The organism is Actinomycetospora cinnamomea (assembly GCF_003096675.1).
Classification (GTDB): Bacteria; Actinomycetota; Actinomycetes; order Mycobacteriales; family Pseudonocardiaceae; genus Actinomycetospora; species Actinomycetospora cinnamomea.
Genome location: NZ_QEKW01000005.1, coordinates 334,545 through 348,751 on the forward strand (window position 1 = coordinate 334,545; position 14,207 = coordinate 348,751).

Consider the following 14,207-nt stretch of genomic DNA (forward strand, 5'->3'; position numbering starts at 1 on the left):
GCTCCGTGTCCCGCGAGCCCGCCCCCGACCCCGGGGGCGGGCTCGCGGCGTCTCCGGTGCGGTACCGGCTGGACCTCGCCTACGACGGCACCGACTTCTCCGGGTGGGCGCGCCAGCCCGGGCTGCGGACCGTGCAGGGTGTCCTCGAGGACACGCTCGCGACGATCTGGCGCGTGCCGGTCGCGCTGACGGTCGCGGGGCGGACCGATGCGGGGGTGCACGCGGACGCGCAGGTCGCGCACGTCGACCTGCCCGCCGAGGTGGAGCCCCACCCGGGCCTCGTCGGGCGGCTGGCCCGGATGCTGCCGCCCGACGTGCGGGTGCGTGCGGTGACGGCGGCCTCCGAGGGCTTCGACGCCCGGTTCTCGGCGCTGCGCCGGCACTACGTCTACCGCGTGAGCACCGCGCCCTGGGGTCCCGAGCCGCTGCGGGCGCGCGACACACTGCGCTGGCCACGGCCGCTGGACCCCGAGGCGATGAACGCCGCCGGGCGGGGCCTGCTCGGCGAGCACGACTTCGCGGCCTTCTGCCGCCCGCGCCCCGGCGCCACGACGATCCGCGAGCTGCAGGCGCTGGACTGGGAGCCCGCGGCGGGCGAGACCGAGGTGCTCGTCGCCCGCCTGTCGGCCGACGCGTTCTGCCACTCGATGGTGCGCTCGATCGTGGGGGCGCTGCTGGCCGTCGGCGAGGGCCGGCGCCCCGTCGGATGGCCGGCGCAGCTCCTGGCCGCGCGCGAGCGTTCGAGCGAGGTGACGGTCGCCGCCGCCCGGGGCCTGCGCCTGACGGGGATCGACTACCCCGGCGACGCCGAGCTCGCCGACCGGGCCGCGGCCACCCGTCGGCGGCGCGGCGAGCCCACCGGTCAGCCCCCGCTGCCGTAGGGCCGGGTGAGGATCTCCAGGTTGTGGCCCTCGGGCGAGTCGAAGTAGGTCCCCTGCCCACCGTCGTTGGTGTTGTGGCCCGGGCGGCGGTGCATCGGGTCGGCGAAGGTGGGGGTTCCCCGCGCGCGCAGCCGCTCGGTGATCACCCCGAACTCCTCGTCGGGGACGAGGAAGGCGTAGTGCTGCGGGTGGGGCTCGTCGACCGTCATGTAGTCGAGGCTCGTGCCGTGGGCGACCTCGACGACGGTGAACGGTCCGAAGTGGGTGGGCGCCGGGAGACCGAGGACCTCGGTGAGGAAGGCCGCGCCGGCGTCCGGGTCGCGGGACTCGACGATGGTGTGGTTCAGCGCGATGCTCATGTCCCGAGAGTGGGACCTCGACCTCGGTCGAGGTCAAGCGCGCGTCCTCGAGGCACGGCGACCGCGACGGTGCCCTCGTCGTCGACCCGGCAGGGGTAGGCGACGAGGTCGCAGCCGCCGGCGTCGATCCCGCGCCCCGTGGCCGCGTCGAACGTGTAGCGGTGGTTCGCGCAGGTCAGCACCCCGTCGGCGAGGGTGCCGCGCTCGAGCGGCCACGCCCGGTGGGGACAGCGGTTGTCGTAGGCGTGCACCTCGCCGTCGACGTGGACGAGCAGCACGCGCCGGCCACTGACCGTCACCGCGGTCGTCGCCCGCTCGCGCACCGTCTCCAGCGAGGCGACGGGGGTGTACGTGGACTCCGGCATCGCGACTCCTCCGTGCACGGCGGCAGCGGGGTGACGCCGGCCACGGTACTAGTCGCCGCGGCGGACGGGACCCAGGATCGCGGTCTCGCGGGGTCCGGTGACGAGGTCGACGCGACGCCAGAGGTTGCGGCCGAGCACCACGACACCGCGGTCGGGGAGGGTCCGCAGGCTCTCGATCATCGACGGCGTCAGCCGCCAGAGACGTCCGGCGAGCTCGGCCTCGTGCGGGGGCATGCGCTGGAGCAGGACGAGGTCGGCGTCGTCGGCGAGGTCGGACACCGCGGGCACGAGCGACGGCAGCACGACGAGAGTCGTCTGGCGGGGGCGGCGCGCCGGGCTCGAGCCGCGGGTGGTGGCACCGCGGTCGTGGACGACGAGCAGGGGCGCGCCACCGGGCACGGCGAGGTCGGCCGGGGGCTCGGCGACGACGCGGACCGGTGCGTCGGGGTGGTCGGCGGTCGGCGCGTCGCCCGCGGGCACGGCCGCCCGGCGCACCGCCTCCCAGGCCGGCGGGCGGCCGGTCACGACCACCGCGCGCATGCCCGTGCCCGCGGCGCGCAGCACGACCTGGCGGGCGAGGTAGAGCCCGCCGAGCACGACCACCCGGGTGGGCGCCGCCCGCACGAGGGTCACCGTGACCGGCTCGCCGTCCGGGTCGGCGCCGAGCACGACGCCGGCGGGCCGCACGGGCGGGCCGAGGGTGTCGAGCACGGCGGGCGGCACGGCGAAGGTGGGCGCGAGCTCGGGGTCGGCGCGGGTGGGGGCGGTGCGGCCGGAGGGGCCCGGGGGAGCGGTCACGGCGCGGTTCCCAGCGGCAGCGTGGCGGCGAGACCGGCGGCGTGCTGCCCGTCGAGCGGGTCGAGGGCCACCCCGAGCGCGTGCCCGCGGGCCACGAGCTCGCGGCCGGCGACGTCGAGCGCGTCCGGGGTGTCGGCGGTGAGGCGCACGGTGCCGCGCAACCCGACCGTCGCCTCGTCCGCCCGGGTCCCCGGCTCGAGGGTGAGCGCGAGGGTGCAGGTGCGCGCCACGGTGGCGGTGAGGTCGGTGAGCCGGGCGGGCGCGGTGTCGGCCGGCCAGCGCGTCACCGCGAACGCGGCGTGCCCGATCTCCCCGACGACCACCGCCCGCCAGTGCTCCTTCAGCCGCTCGCCGGGGCCCTCGTCGGCGTCGGCGGCCTCGAGCGCGGCGTCGAGGACCTCGTCGGCCGACAGCGGGCGGACCGTCGTGCCGTGGTCGGCCAGGACGCGGCCGATGCGGGCGAGCGCGCCGACGACGGCCCGGTGCGCGCCGACGACCCCGCCGCCGCGCTCGGCCACCGCGTCCGGGCAGCGCTGGGGGTCGAGGCGCACGACGAGCCACGCCTCGCGGCGCGAGACCGGCGGCAGCGGGCCGAGGACCTCGCGGTAGGCCGCGGCCGCGGGCGTGTCGCCGGCGACCGGCCGGCAGTGCCACACCGCGCTGATGGCGTCGAGCACGACGCCCCGGTCGGCGAGGCTCCCGGCCAGCGCGGCCAGGGGGAACGACGCGGAGCCGGCCGTGGCGTCGTCGGCGACGAGGCCGGCGCCCCCGTCGGCGCCCACCGGGTCGGGGGCGAGCACGGCGCTCCAGCCGCCGCCGTGACCGAGCAGGCCCACCTCGCGGCCGTCGTGGTCGCGGGTGCGTGCGACGGCGAGGTCGCCGGTGAGCAGACGCAGCGTCCGCAGCCGCGCGTCGGCCCTGTCGGTGTCGGCGCCGGGCGGCTCGGCCTCCCGCTCGCGGACCCGCAGCCGGTAGCGCAGCGCCAGGCCGATCCACTGCACCACCCAGCGGCGCCGTACCCGCAGCAGCCCCACGAGCAGCGCCGCGGACAGCACGACCCCGGCGAGCGGTGCGAGGCCACGGTCGAGGGCCACCAGCGCCACCGCGAGCGCCAGCCCCGCCTCGACCACCACGACGGCGGCCAGCGGCAGCGGCCCCAGCGACGGCCCCGCCGGGCGGCGGCGGGCGGCGAGCTCCGGGCGGGGAGCACGGTCGGCGACGACGCTCATCGCGCACCCCGCCCGCGCCGGAGCGCGAGCGCAGCGCCGGCGGCCCCGGCGGCCCCGACGGCGAGCGCGCCGACGACGACCGTCGTGGCGCCGGTGTCGGGGGCCGCGCCGGTGGCGGTGTCGGTCGCGGCGGCCGCCGGCTCGGGCCGCACCTCGGGTCCGGTGCGTGGCGGCCCCCCGCGCACGGCGGCCGCCGCGTCGAGCACGCCGTAGCCGACGGCGTCGTCGCGGGTGCCGGGCACGAGCCCGGGCGGTGGCGACGAGGAGCGCACGAGGGCGGCGGCGATCTCGCGGGCCGGCGCCCCCGGCGAGCGCGCCCGCAGGAGCGCCGCGGCACCGGCGATCCGTGCGGCGGCGAAGCTCGTGCCCACCAGGGGGGTCGACGCGCCGCCGGGCGTGGTCAGCGTGGTGGTCAGACCGTCCCCGCGCGCCGCGAGCGACGCCGGAGCACGTGCTGGCGCGGCGAGGTCGACCCACGGCCCGGCCAGCGAGGAGGGGTCGGGCGCGCCGGTGTCGTCGACCGCGCCCACGGCCAGGACGTCGTCGCCGAACCAGGCCGGCACGGGCACGCTGCGCACCGGCCCACCGGTGTTCGGCGCGCAGCCCGGCCCGCTGTTCCCCGCGGCGGCGACCACGACGACGCCCCGGTCCACGGCGTCGCGCACGGCCGCCCGCAGCGCCCCGAGGGCCGGGGCGGCGGCCGGGTCGGCGACCTCGGCGGGGGTGCGGCACGCGGTCAGCGCCAGGAGGAGCACCCCCACGCCCGGGACGTCGGCGGTGTGGCGGACGGCGCGGGCGAGGGTGGTGACGTCGCCGACGCCCCGCTGGCCGTCGACGCCGAGGAACGCGCTGGTCTGGCGCACCGCGAGCACCCGCGCCCCGGGGGCGACGCCCGTGAGCATGTCGCCGGGCGCCGGGTCGGCCGCGAGGACCCCGGCCACCGCCGTGCCGTGGCCGTCGCAGTCGTCGAGACCCGAGTCGCCCGCGACGAAGTCGCCCCCGTCGACCACCCGGCCGCCCAGCCGCGGGTGCGGCGCGACCCCGGTGTCGACGACCGCGACGAGCTGGCCCTCGCCGCGGCCCGCGCTCCACGCCGCGGCGGGGTCGGGGCCGGGCGGGACGTCGCCGAACCCGGTGCCGACCGGCGGGGTGGCGTCCGGGCAGGGCGCGAGCCGGCGGGCGCCCGGGACCGCATCGGGCGCGGACCGGAGCGCGGCCAGGGCCGCGCGGTCGGGCGCCGGCGGCGACGGGGCGGTCATCGGCGTTGTCATCGGCGTTGTCATCGGCGCGGTCACGGGGGCGGCCGCCGCGGGCGGTCCGCCCAGGAGGACGGCGAGGAGGACGGCGAGGAGGACGGCGGGGGCGCACAGTCCCGTCACCATGCCGGCCGGTCTCACAGCAGCCGCATCGCCGTGTAGAGGTCCATGACGGCCAGTGCCACCGGCAGCACCGCCGCGATGCCGATCGCCTCGGCGATGTCGACCGCCCGCCGGGCCACGGGGGAGAAGCGCCGGCGGGGCACGACGACGCCGAGCGCGAGCGCGCCCGCCCCGGCGGCGAGGGCGACCGTCGGCACGGCCAGCACCGCTACGAGCGGGGGTGCGACGAGCAGCCAGCCCACCACCAGCGCGGCGCCCGCGAGCAGGGCGCACACCAGCAGCGCGACGGCCTGCACCCCGTTGGCGTAGGTCCGCGAGCGCAGGGCCAGCAGGGCGGTGAGCAGGGCGGCGAGCGTCCACGCGGCGACACCCCGCCAGCCGCCGATCGGGGCGAGCGCCAGCACGGCGACCGCGCACGCCGTCACCGTGCCGCATCCGACGACCAGGCCGGAGAGCGCGGCGTGGGCGCGGTCGGCGCGACGCTCGATGTCGGCGTGCTCGGCAGCGGTGTGGTCGGGGCCCGGATCGTCGGCGAGCTCCTCGGCCGACCCCGGCACCCGCGGCAGGGGCAGGCGGGCGAGCGCGATGCCGGTGCGCGGCAGCAGCGCCGACGCCACGAGCGCCAGCGCCCCGGCCCCGCCGGCCACCGCCGCGGCGTCGCCCGCGTCCACGATGGTCGCGGCGCCCGCGGCCAGGGCCGTGAGGACCGTGGCGGTCAGCGCGCCGATCAGGGCGGCGACGCCGGCACGCCCCGCCCGGCCCAGGGTGAGCAGGGCGGTGCCCGCGACCGCGGCCGCGAGCGCGGCACCGAGCAGCACCTGGGGTGCCCCGGCGGTCGCGACGAGCGAGGTGCCCTCGGCCGCGGGACCCCACGGCACCGCCGCGACACCCGCGGCACCCGCGAGCCCCACGGCGCCGACGGCGAGGACCGCGCCCGCGCCCGGCTCGTCGAGCACCCGCGCACCGACGACGGCGACGGCGAGCGCGGTGACGGCGGCGACACCACCGACCACCGCGGTGCCCAGCCCGCCGCCGGTGCCGGGGGCGCGGCCGGCGACGACGAGCGCGAGCACGGCGGCGGCGAGACCGACCGCGAGCCCGCAGAGCCCGAGCACGCGGGCGGGTCCGGGGCCCCACGCCCGGTAGCTGGCGGGTGTCGCCTCGGCGACCGCGTCGACGACGTCGTCGAACAGCGGCGGCGGGGCGGCGTCGGCGCGGCGGCGCAGGACGAGCTGGTCGCCGTCGAGGACGCCGAGCGAGGCCAGCGTCCGCGACGGGTCGACCGGACCCTGGCCCAGGGGTGCGAGCGTCCAGGTGCCCCCGCCGCGGGCCCCGGACGCGCTCTCCCCGGTCATGTCGAGCAGGACCGGCAGGAGGTCGGCCAGCGGCACGTCGGGCGGGAGGGCGACGTCGACGCGCGTGCGGGGGGCCAGGACCGACACCCGGCTCGCGGCGGCGACCGGTGTGCCCGAACCGGCGGGGAGGCGTCGGGCCGCGTCGCCGTCGTCGGTCGCGGACCGGTCGGGGGCGTCGGGCAGCACCGGTCGACGCCCGGACCGGGCCGTCACTCTCATGCGCTCCTCCCGGTGTCGAGCGCGGGCTGCGGCGGGCCCAGTATGGCCGGAGCGCCGCGGCGGGGTGGCGCGATCACCGACACCGGGGAGGCGGTTCCCCGGTGTCGGTCAGCGCGCGTTCCGCCGGAGGAAGCGGGATCGGCGGAGGGACGTGACCCGACGCCAGGCCGAGCGCAGCAGGCGGCTCTCGTCCAGGCTCCGGCGGAGGAGGTAGTAGGCCGCCGGCGGCATGTGGGCCAGGAACGGGGAGCGGCGCCACCGGTGGAGCTCGGCGAAGCGACGTGCGTCACCGGGCATGTAGCGCGCGACGTCCTCCAACCACCGTGCGCTGTAGGACGCCTCCCGTTGCGCGAGACGCACGGCGGCCCGTCTGGTCGCCCCGTACTCCTCCAGCGCGTCCGACAGGTCGGTGTGCCGGTCCACCGCGTCGGCGAGCCCGATCGCGTCGTCCAGCGCGAGCAACGTGCCGGACCCGATCGAGAAGTGGGTGGTGTGCGCGGCGTCGCCCATCAGCGCGACGTTGCCCACGTGCCACCGGTCGCAGCGCACCGTGCGGAAGTTCAGCCACGGCATGACCCCCTCGTCGCGCACCTGGACGAGCAGCGGGTGACCTTCGAGCAGCTCCGCGAACGCGTCCTCGAGGAGCTTGAGGGTCTCGTCCACCCCGAGCGAGTCCAGCCCGAGTCCCCGCCAGGTCTCCGGCGAGCACTCGACGATGAAGGTGCTGCGCTCCTCGCCGTAGCCGTACGCGTGGCACCACAGCCACCCCGCGGGGGTCTCGACGAAGGAGAACGTGAACCGGTGGAAGACCTTCGTCGTCCCGAGCCAGATGTACCGGTTGCGGCCGGTCGTGACCTCCGCGCCGAGTTCCGCGGCGTGCTGCTGGCGGAACCGGCTCTGCAGCCCGTCGGACGCCACGACGAGGTCGACCTGGCCGGCGAGCACCGAGGGGTCGATCTCGCAGTCGTTCTCGACGCGGACACCGAGCTCGCGGGCGCGGTCGGCCAGGATGTCGATGAGGCGCTGGCGTCCGATGCAGTAGCCGTCGCCGGCGTCCCCGCCACGTTCGACGGCGCCGCGCCCCTGGCGACCCACCAGCTCCCCGCTCCACACGAACGCGTCCGCGGCCAGCCGCTCCGCGGTGGGCGGATCCTGCGTCGCGAACGGGGCCAGCAGCTCGGAGGAGCCCACACCCCAGCCATAGGTGACCCCGGCCGGGTTGCGCTCGTACACGGTGATCTCGTGCCGGTCGTCCCGTCGTGCCATCTGCACCGCGAAGTACAGGCCGGCGGGTCCGCCACCGACGCAGGCGATCTTCACGAGCCCTCCGCGACGGCCTCGGGGACGGTGTGCGGGACGGTCTTCCGGTCACCCCACCGCGGCAGCGCCCGTCGCCACTCCCGGAGGCGGTCGCGCAGCGGGGAGGACCGCAGCCGCTCGACGAGCGCGAAGAGCGGAGGGAAGAGGTACGGCACGGCACTCCTGCCGACGCGGCCGACGGGGACGACGAGCGTACAGACCGTCGAACGGTCGCCGAACACGCCGCCGGCCGCCGCTCCCGGGTCGGAGCACGTGTCCAGCCACTGGAGGTCCTGCGCGGCGTGGAACCACGCCACGACGTCCGTGTCGAGCAGCGCGCCGGGTGAACAGCGGGCGTGCTCCTCGTCGTAGGCCTTCTTGAAGCCGAAGAGCCCGGCCCCGGCGGAGAGGGCGACGGTCTGCGCGAACACCTGGTCGCCGGCCTCGAGGCTGAGGAACACGAGCCGGTCGTCGTCGGCGAAGGCGGTGACGACCTCGCGGAAGAACGCGGCCGCGTCCGGCCGCGAGAGCATGTCCGTCCCGCTGCGTCCCTTCCAGCCGCGGCTCTCGAGGTCGAGGAACTGCTCCACCGCGGACCCGACGTCGTCGCCGGCACGGTCCACGGTGAGCAGCGGCTCGGCGCAGCCGCGCGACAGGAGACGGCGACGGCGGGCGAGGTTCGCCCTGTTCTTGCTGGTGACCCACTCCGTCATGTAGCTCGGCTCGGGCCGGCGGAAGACGTACGGGCGGTCGCCGACGGAGGCGCTGACGACGGAGGTCGACCAGCGGTCCGCGGCGATGCGTGCCGCCGACGCCACCGGACCGTCGTGGCCCGTGCGCGGCAGCTCGATCCAGGGCGTCCGCCAGGCGCGGCCTCCCCGCATGATCTCCTCCCAGACGCGCACGAGATCCGCGCCGGCGCGCATCAGGGGGACGCCGAGGAAGCAGTAGGGATGGACCCACGCGCCCCGCCCGGACACGCTGCGGCGGCCCAGCGGACGCACGCGGGCGAGCGGCACGAGGAACACCAGCCGCTCGTCCTGCTCGGCCACCAGCAGCTGCACCGTGAGGCCGCGCGCGAGGTGGCGGGCCGCCGGGATCACGAACTGCGGGGCGAAGAACGGGTTGGGTTCGACCGCCGCCTGCTCGAGGTCCTTCCACCGCTCGAGGAACCGGCGGTCCCGGCTCGCCTCGTCGATCGTCACGGCCCGACAGGTGATCGGGGACGGACGACGCGCCGGCGACCCGGGGCCCCGGCGGGGGCGCACGGGCGAGAACGCACCGGTGCGCCGTTCGCTGCCCGTCCTGCTGTCCGGCTCGGCGGACGAGCGGATCGGACGCCCGATGACGGCCGCTTCCCCCATGGTGACTGACCCCCCACTCATGACCCTGTGGTCGGCTGTCTTTCGGTCCTCGGGGCCGAATCGTTACCAGTTCGGTGACCCGGTTCCGAGCTTTTCGGTGCGCGCGCCAGGTGCGAGGTCCGCCGGGTCGGCGGTGAACGCCCACCGGTGGCGGCCGGTCGTCGGTTCCGCGAGAAGGGCCCGGCGCGCGCCGCGGCTCCCTAGGATGGTCGAACCGTCGAGCGGAGTGCTGCGATCGGAGGAACGGGGGAGGGCCGGTGGGCACACGGGTCTTCCGACGCGCCGCGCGCCTGCCGCCTCCCGCGGTGCCCACGGGCGAGGTCCACCTCGAGGCCCCGCCGGAGATTCCCCGCCTCGTGCCCACCTCGCCGCTGCTGCGCCTGCTGCCGCTGCTCATGGTGGTCGGGTCGCTGGGGTTCATCGTCGTCATCGGCGTCGACAACCCGACGTCCTGGCTCTTCGGCGGCATGTTCGCCCTGTCGACGCTGGGGATGGTGGCCGGCGGGGCCACTCGCGGCGGGGGCCAGCGCCGGGCGGAGGCCGACGAGGACCGCAAGGACTACCTGCGCTACCTCGCCCAGATGCGGCGGCGGGCCCGCGACACGGCCGCGGACCAGCGGCGCGCGCTGGAGTGGACCCACCCCGACCCGGCCGCGCTCGTGGGGCTCGCCCGCGGACCACGCATGTGGGAGCGCCGCCCGGCGGACCCCGACTTCGCCCACGTGCGCGTCGGCCGCGGCTCGCAGCGGCTCGCGACCGCGCTCGTGCCGCCGCAGACCGGGCCGGTCGACGAGCTCGAGCCCGTGTCGACGGTGGCGCTGCGCCGCTTCGTGCGCACCCACTCGATCGTGCCGGACCTGCCCACCGCGGTGTCCCTGCGCGCCTTCGCCTCGGTCGCCGTCACCGGGGCCGACGCCGCGACGCGCCGGGGACTCGTGCGGGCGCTCGTCGCGCAGATGGTCACCTTCCACAGCCCCGACGACCTCGTCGTCGCCGTCGCCGCGACGGGACCGGCGCGCGCGGAGTGGGAGTGGGTGAAGTGGCTGCCGCACGCCGCGCACCCGCGCCTGGCCGACGGCGCCGGCCCGGTGCGGATGGTGACGTCCTCGCTGGCGGCGGTGGAGGCGTGGCTGGCCCCCGAGCTCGCCGGGCGGGGCCGGTTCGCCCGGGGCGCCGCCCCGGTGGCCGACGCGGCGCACGTGGTCGTGGTGCTGGAGGACGCCGAGGTCACCCGTGCCGAGCAGATCGTGCTCTCCGAGGGCCTGGCCGGGGTCACGCTGATCGACCTGTCCGACGCGGTCGGCACGCTCACGGGGCGTCGCGGGCTGGGGCTCGTGCTCGACGCCGAGGGCCCGCGCGTCGGCGCGCTGGGACAGCAGGGCGTCGAGTGGTTCGGGCGCCCGGACAGCCTCGGCGCGGCCGAGGCCGAGGCCCTCGCGCGGCGGCTGGCGCCGTGCCGCACGCCGGCCGTCGTCGGCGGCGTGGAGGAGGAGCCGCTGCTCACCAGCCCCGGCATCCTCGAGCTGCTCGGGGTCGACGGTGAGCCCGACACCTTCGACGTCACCGCCGCCTGGCGTCCCCGCCCCGTGCGCGACCGGCTGCGCGTGCCCTTCGGCGTCTCGGCCGACGGCGAGCCGGTGGAGCTCGACATCAAGGAGGCGGCGCAGGAGGGCATGGGCCCGCACGGGCTGTGCGTCGGGGCCACCGGGTCGGGCAAGTCGGAGCTGCTCCGTACGCTCGTGCTGGGCCTGATCACGACGCACTCGTCCGAGGTGCTGAACCTCGTGCTCGTCGACTTCAAGGGCGGCGCGACGTTCGCCGGACCGAACGTGGATGAACGCCGCATGTGCGATGACGTCGCCCCGGGCCGGCGGGCGTGCTTTCGCGCCGGACCAACCAGAGACTGCCAGGGCCACGGCCCCAGAGTGACCCGCGCCCTCGGTGCGCTCGTGGGTCGAGGCCTGCGTTGCGGCGATCGGGGAACGAGCGCGATGCCATCATGCGCCGGAACAGTCACAGAACGTTAGAAGGCAAGAACCTTCATGTCTGTCCTTCTAGGAGACCGCTGAACAAAGCGGAGTGTCGGAGCGGGCGGCTGGGGCCAGAGTTGGGATCCTTGGTGGGTGCAGGGTCGCTCTGATGATCAGCGTGAGTTGCTGGATGTGGAGTCGGTCGCCGGGCATCTGTTGAAGCCGGGCAGTGTGTTCGCGTTCCTGGCCGCCCACCGGGCCCGGTTGTTCCCGCCGGAGCTGTTCGCCGATCTGTTCCCCAGTGGTCGGGGCCGCCCGAGCGTGCCGCCGGAGGTGGTGGCCACGGTGCTGGTCCTCCAAGCGCTGCACGGGCTGTCGGACCGCGAGGCGGTCGAGGCGCTCACGTTCGATCTGCGGTGGAAGGCCGCCTGCGGGCTGGCGATCACCGACACCGCGTTCGACTCCTCGACGTTGACCTACTGGCGCCGGCGGCTGGCCGCCTCGCAGCGCCCGAACCGCATCTTCGAGGTGGTCTCGGCGGTGATCGCCGAGACCGGGGCGGTGGCGGGGAAAACCCGCCGGGCGCTGGACTCGACGATCCTGGATGACGCGGTGGCCCGCCAGGACACCGTCACCCAGCTGATCGCCGCGATCCGCCGGGTCGCCCGCGAGGTCGGCGACGGCGCCGACGTCGTCAGCGCTGCTGCGACGAGCGGGCACGACTATGCGCGGCCGGGCAAGCCGCAGATCGCCTGGGACGACCCGCAGGCCCGTGACGAGCTGGTCTCGGCGCTGGTGGGCGATGCGCTGGCGGCGCTCGCCGAGCTCGAGACCCGCTATCCCGGCAGCGCCGGGCTCGACGAGAAGGCCACGCAGGCGGTGGCGTTGTTGGCGCTGGTGGCCGGGCAGGACGTCGAGCCCGCGGAGGGCTCGGATGGCAGCGACGGGCGCTGGCGGATCGCGCGGCGCACCGCGCCGGACCGGGTGATCTCGACGGTCGACCCCGACACCCGCCATGCCCACAAGTCCCGCGAGCGCCGCCAGGACGGGTTCAAGGCCCACGTGGTGGTCGAACCCGACACCGGCCTGATCACCGCAACCGGGCTGACCAAGGCCACCGGCCCGGACAACAGCGACGCCACCGTCGGCATCGCCCTGCTCGCCAGGGACTCGAGCATCGACTCTGCCGCCGGCGAGCCGGTCGAGGTGCTGGCCGACTCGGCCTATGGCAGTGGCGACGGGCTCGCCGCGCTCGAGGCTGCCGGGCACCGCGCGGTGATCAAGCCGTGGCCGCTACGGCCCGCGATCCCCGGCGGGTTCACCCTCGACGACTTCACCTACGACCCGGCCAGCAACACCGTGAGCTGCCCGAACGGGCACACCCGCCCCGTCACGCGAACCGGGAAGGTGAGCTTCAAGAGCCTCTGCCGAGGCTGCCCGCTACGCGAGCGCTGCACCACCGCCACCGACGGACGCAGCCTGACCCTGGGGCCCCACCACGCGCTGCAGCGCGCCCACCGGGTCCAGGCGACCAGTCCCGGGCACGTCGAGAGCTACCGGCGGCACCGGCCCATGGTGGAGCGCTGCATCGCCTGGCTGACCCGCGGCAACCGCCGCGTCCCGCACCGCGGCGTGATCAAGAACAACGCCTGGCTGCACACCCGCGTCGCCGCACTCAACCTGCGACGGATGCTCGCGCTCGGACTGCACCTCGACCACGGCCGCTGGACCCTCGCCGCGATCTAGCAAGACCCCCGAGCGCCCCGGCTGCGGCCTCGACAGCACACCACCCACGCGCCACGATCAGCCCCGGGCGGGGCGACCTCTCGTCGCACCCACGGGTGCTGACCTCACCGCAGCTCGACTGCCGCGAGGCGCCCCGCCCCCACCCCCTGTTCTTCAGCGGTCTCCTAGGCCGATAGCGTCAGAACGACGACAGACGCTGCGATGAGTGTCACAGTCGAACCTGAATTCTAAGGACGGGGCCGGAGCCGGAGCCGGTCGACACTGCTCGCGCGGTGCGGCGACGCCGGTCCTCGATCTGAGGGACCGACGATGACGCAGCCCACCAGCCGGCGGGGTCACGGCGAATCTCCCCTAACGACGAGTGATGTCGGCCGCGTATCCGCTGTCGACCGTGAGGTCTTCCGGCGAGTGATAGTTCGGGTTGGGATCGAGGGCGGGCGAGGCGGGGCCGGGACCGGGCGGGCTCACCGGGCCAACCACCGTCCACGCGCGGCCCATAACCGTCCCTCGGGACGCACTTCCCCCCCCCCGACCGGAGCCCCCTGACCAGCCCAACTACGACATGCCTGGTCGGGCTGGGGCGTAGCCCCGGTTAGCCCTACGCCGTACTAATCCACGCAAACGTTGACGTAGCCCTTGTTGTTGTACTCGACTGACTCAGAGACATGGTTGTCAGCGTCCACGAGAAACTCGACATCGTGGCAGCCCCGGTTGAACGACCAAGAGAACTGGCTGTTCCCGTCCACCACACGGGTGCCCGCTGGGACTCCGTTGTGGCTTCCGTACGCGCCAACCTCTGCGCCATCGACGAGCCACTTGATGTTGAAGACGCCAGTCCAAGCGTCTCCGAGATTGCTGACACCTGAGTCGAAATAGATGGCGTTCCCGACGCGGAGGGAACTTCCATCAAATGTAATGCGCGTGGGCGTTAGATCAGGACCAACGGCAGCGTCGGCCGTAACCACCGGTACGACAAGAAGACCAACGACCATGGCTGTTGCCGCAAGGATGCGCTGAAGCGAACGATAGATCCTTGAAGGTCTCTTGGCCCGTCCCGGCATGCTCATGTCCGCTCTCCTTTCAGCGCACAGACGCCTCAAGCTAGCAACGACTCTCTGTGAGTCTTCCTGCCCGGAGTTCACTCAATATGAGGTTGGCCCCCAGCGCCGGACACCGACGGTGTGGGGTCAGTGATCTTGACTGGGGCTGGTGTGGTGGGCTTCGTAGTCCAGCGGGCTGAGCA

The 14,207-nt window shown here is 75.8% G+C and carries 11 protein-coding genes and 1 pseudogene; 3 read left to right on the forward strand and 9 right to left on the reverse strand.

The annotated features are described in order from the left end of the window. The first annotated feature begins 5 nt into the window (after positions 1–5). Positions 6–881 (forward strand): tRNA pseudouridine(38-40) synthase TruA, encoded by an 876-nt coding sequence (truA, locus tag C8D89_RS12890; RefSeq protein WP_243418055.1) that lies wholly within the window; start codon positions 6–8, stop codon positions 879–881. Here the strand turns inward: truA and C8D89_RS12895 are convergent. The 8 genes from C8D89_RS12895 to C8D89_RS12930 all read right to left on the reverse strand — a co-directional run bounded on the left by C8D89_RS12895 (position 863) and on the right by C8D89_RS12930 (position 9,089). Continuing rightward, positions 863–1,240, reverse strand: coding sequence for a VOC family protein (locus C8D89_RS12895; RefSeq protein ID WP_116708487.1), 378 nt, complete (start codon positions 1,238–1,240; stop codon positions 863–865). The genes truA and C8D89_RS12895 overlap by 19 nt on opposite strands. Then, positions 1,237–1,605 (reverse strand): Rieske (2Fe-2S) protein, encoded by a 369-nt coding sequence (locus tag C8D89_RS12900; protein WP_116708488.1) that lies wholly within the window; start codon positions 1,603–1,605, stop codon positions 1,237–1,239. Before C8D89_RS12900 ends, C8D89_RS12895 begins: the two co-directional genes overlap by 4 nt. Before the next feature lie 48 nt (positions 1,606–1,653). Then, positions 1,654–2,403, reverse strand: coding sequence for a hypothetical protein (locus tag C8D89_RS12905; RefSeq protein WP_116708489.1), 750 nt, complete (start codon positions 2,401–2,403; stop codon positions 1,654–1,656). Continuing rightward, positions 2,400–3,632 carry a type VII secretion protein EccE gene (gene eccE, locus C8D89_RS12910; protein WP_116708490.1) on the reverse strand — a complete coding sequence of 411 codons (1,233 nt, stop codon included), beginning with the start codon at positions 3,630–3,632 and terminating at the stop codon, positions 2,400–2,402. The genes C8D89_RS12905 and eccE overlap by 4 nt, the downstream gene beginning before the upstream one ends. Further along, entirely contained in the window at positions 3,629–5,014 is a 1,386-nt protein-coding gene (locus C8D89_RS12915) for a S8 family serine peptidase (protein ID WP_116708491.1), read from the reverse strand. The genes eccE and C8D89_RS12915 overlap by 4 nt, the downstream gene beginning before the upstream one ends. Before the next feature lie 11 nt (positions 5,015–5,025). After that, complete coding sequence (gene eccD / locus C8D89_RS12920) at positions 5,026–6,579, reverse strand: type VII secretion integral membrane protein EccD (RefSeq protein WP_207787197.1); 1,554 nt, start codon at positions 6,577–6,579, stop codon at positions 5,026–5,028. A 114-nt stretch (positions 6,580–6,693) separates the two neighbouring features. Next, positions 6,694–7,905, reverse strand: a complete 1,212-nt coding sequence (locus tag C8D89_RS12925; protein WP_116708493.1) for an FAD-dependent monooxygenase — start codon at positions 7,903–7,905, stop codon at positions 6,694–6,696. Beyond that, a complete protein-coding gene (locus tag C8D89_RS12930) occupies positions 7,902–9,089 on the reverse strand; it encodes a GNAT family N-acetyltransferase (protein WP_165825680.1) in 1,188 nt (395 codons plus the stop codon). The genes C8D89_RS12925 and C8D89_RS12930 overlap by 4 nt, the downstream gene beginning before the upstream one ends. Positions 9,090–9,505: 416 nt before the next feature. On the opposite strand from C8D89_RS12930, the pseudogene eccCa reads away from it, so the two are divergent. Then, positions 9,506–11,071, forward strand: a pseudogene (eccCa, locus tag C8D89_RS12935) (type VII secretion protein EccCa); the annotation flags it as partial. Between the two features lie 300 nt (positions 11,072–11,371). Next, positions 11,372–12,964, forward strand: a complete 1,593-nt coding sequence (locus C8D89_RS12940) for an IS1182 family transposase (RefSeq protein WP_116708496.1) — start codon at positions 11,372–11,374, stop codon at positions 12,962–12,964. Between the two features lie 608 nt (positions 12,965–13,572). Here C8D89_RS12940 and C8D89_RS12945 read toward each other — a convergent pair. Continuing rightward, entirely contained in the window at positions 13,573–14,031 is a 459-nt protein-coding gene (locus tag C8D89_RS12945) for a CARDB domain-containing protein (protein ID WP_116708497.1), read from the reverse strand. Positions 14,032–14,207: the final 176 nt, after the last annotated feature.

Excerpts from the sequence above, each read along its gene's own strand:
- C8D89_RS12945 (WP_116708497.1), bottom strand. The coding sequence starts at position 14,031 with ATGAGCATGCCGGGACGGGCCAAGAGACCTTCAAGGATCTATCGTTCG.
- C8D89_RS12900 (WP_116708488.1), bottom strand. The coding sequence starts at position 1,605 with ATGCCGGAGTCCACGTACACCCCCGTCGCCTCGCTGGAGACGGTGCGC.
- eccE (WP_116708490.1), bottom strand. The coding sequence starts at position 3,632 with ATGAGCGTCGTCGCCGACCGTGCTCCCCGCCCGGAGCTCGCCGCCCGC.
- C8D89_RS12895 (WP_116708487.1), bottom strand. The coding sequence starts at position 1,240 with ATGAGCATCGCGCTGAACCACACCATCGTCGAGTCCCGCGACCCGGAC.
- C8D89_RS12915 (WP_116708491.1), bottom strand. The coding sequence starts at position 5,014 with ATGGTGACGGGACTGTGCGCCCCCGCCGTCCTCCTCGCCGTCCTCCTC.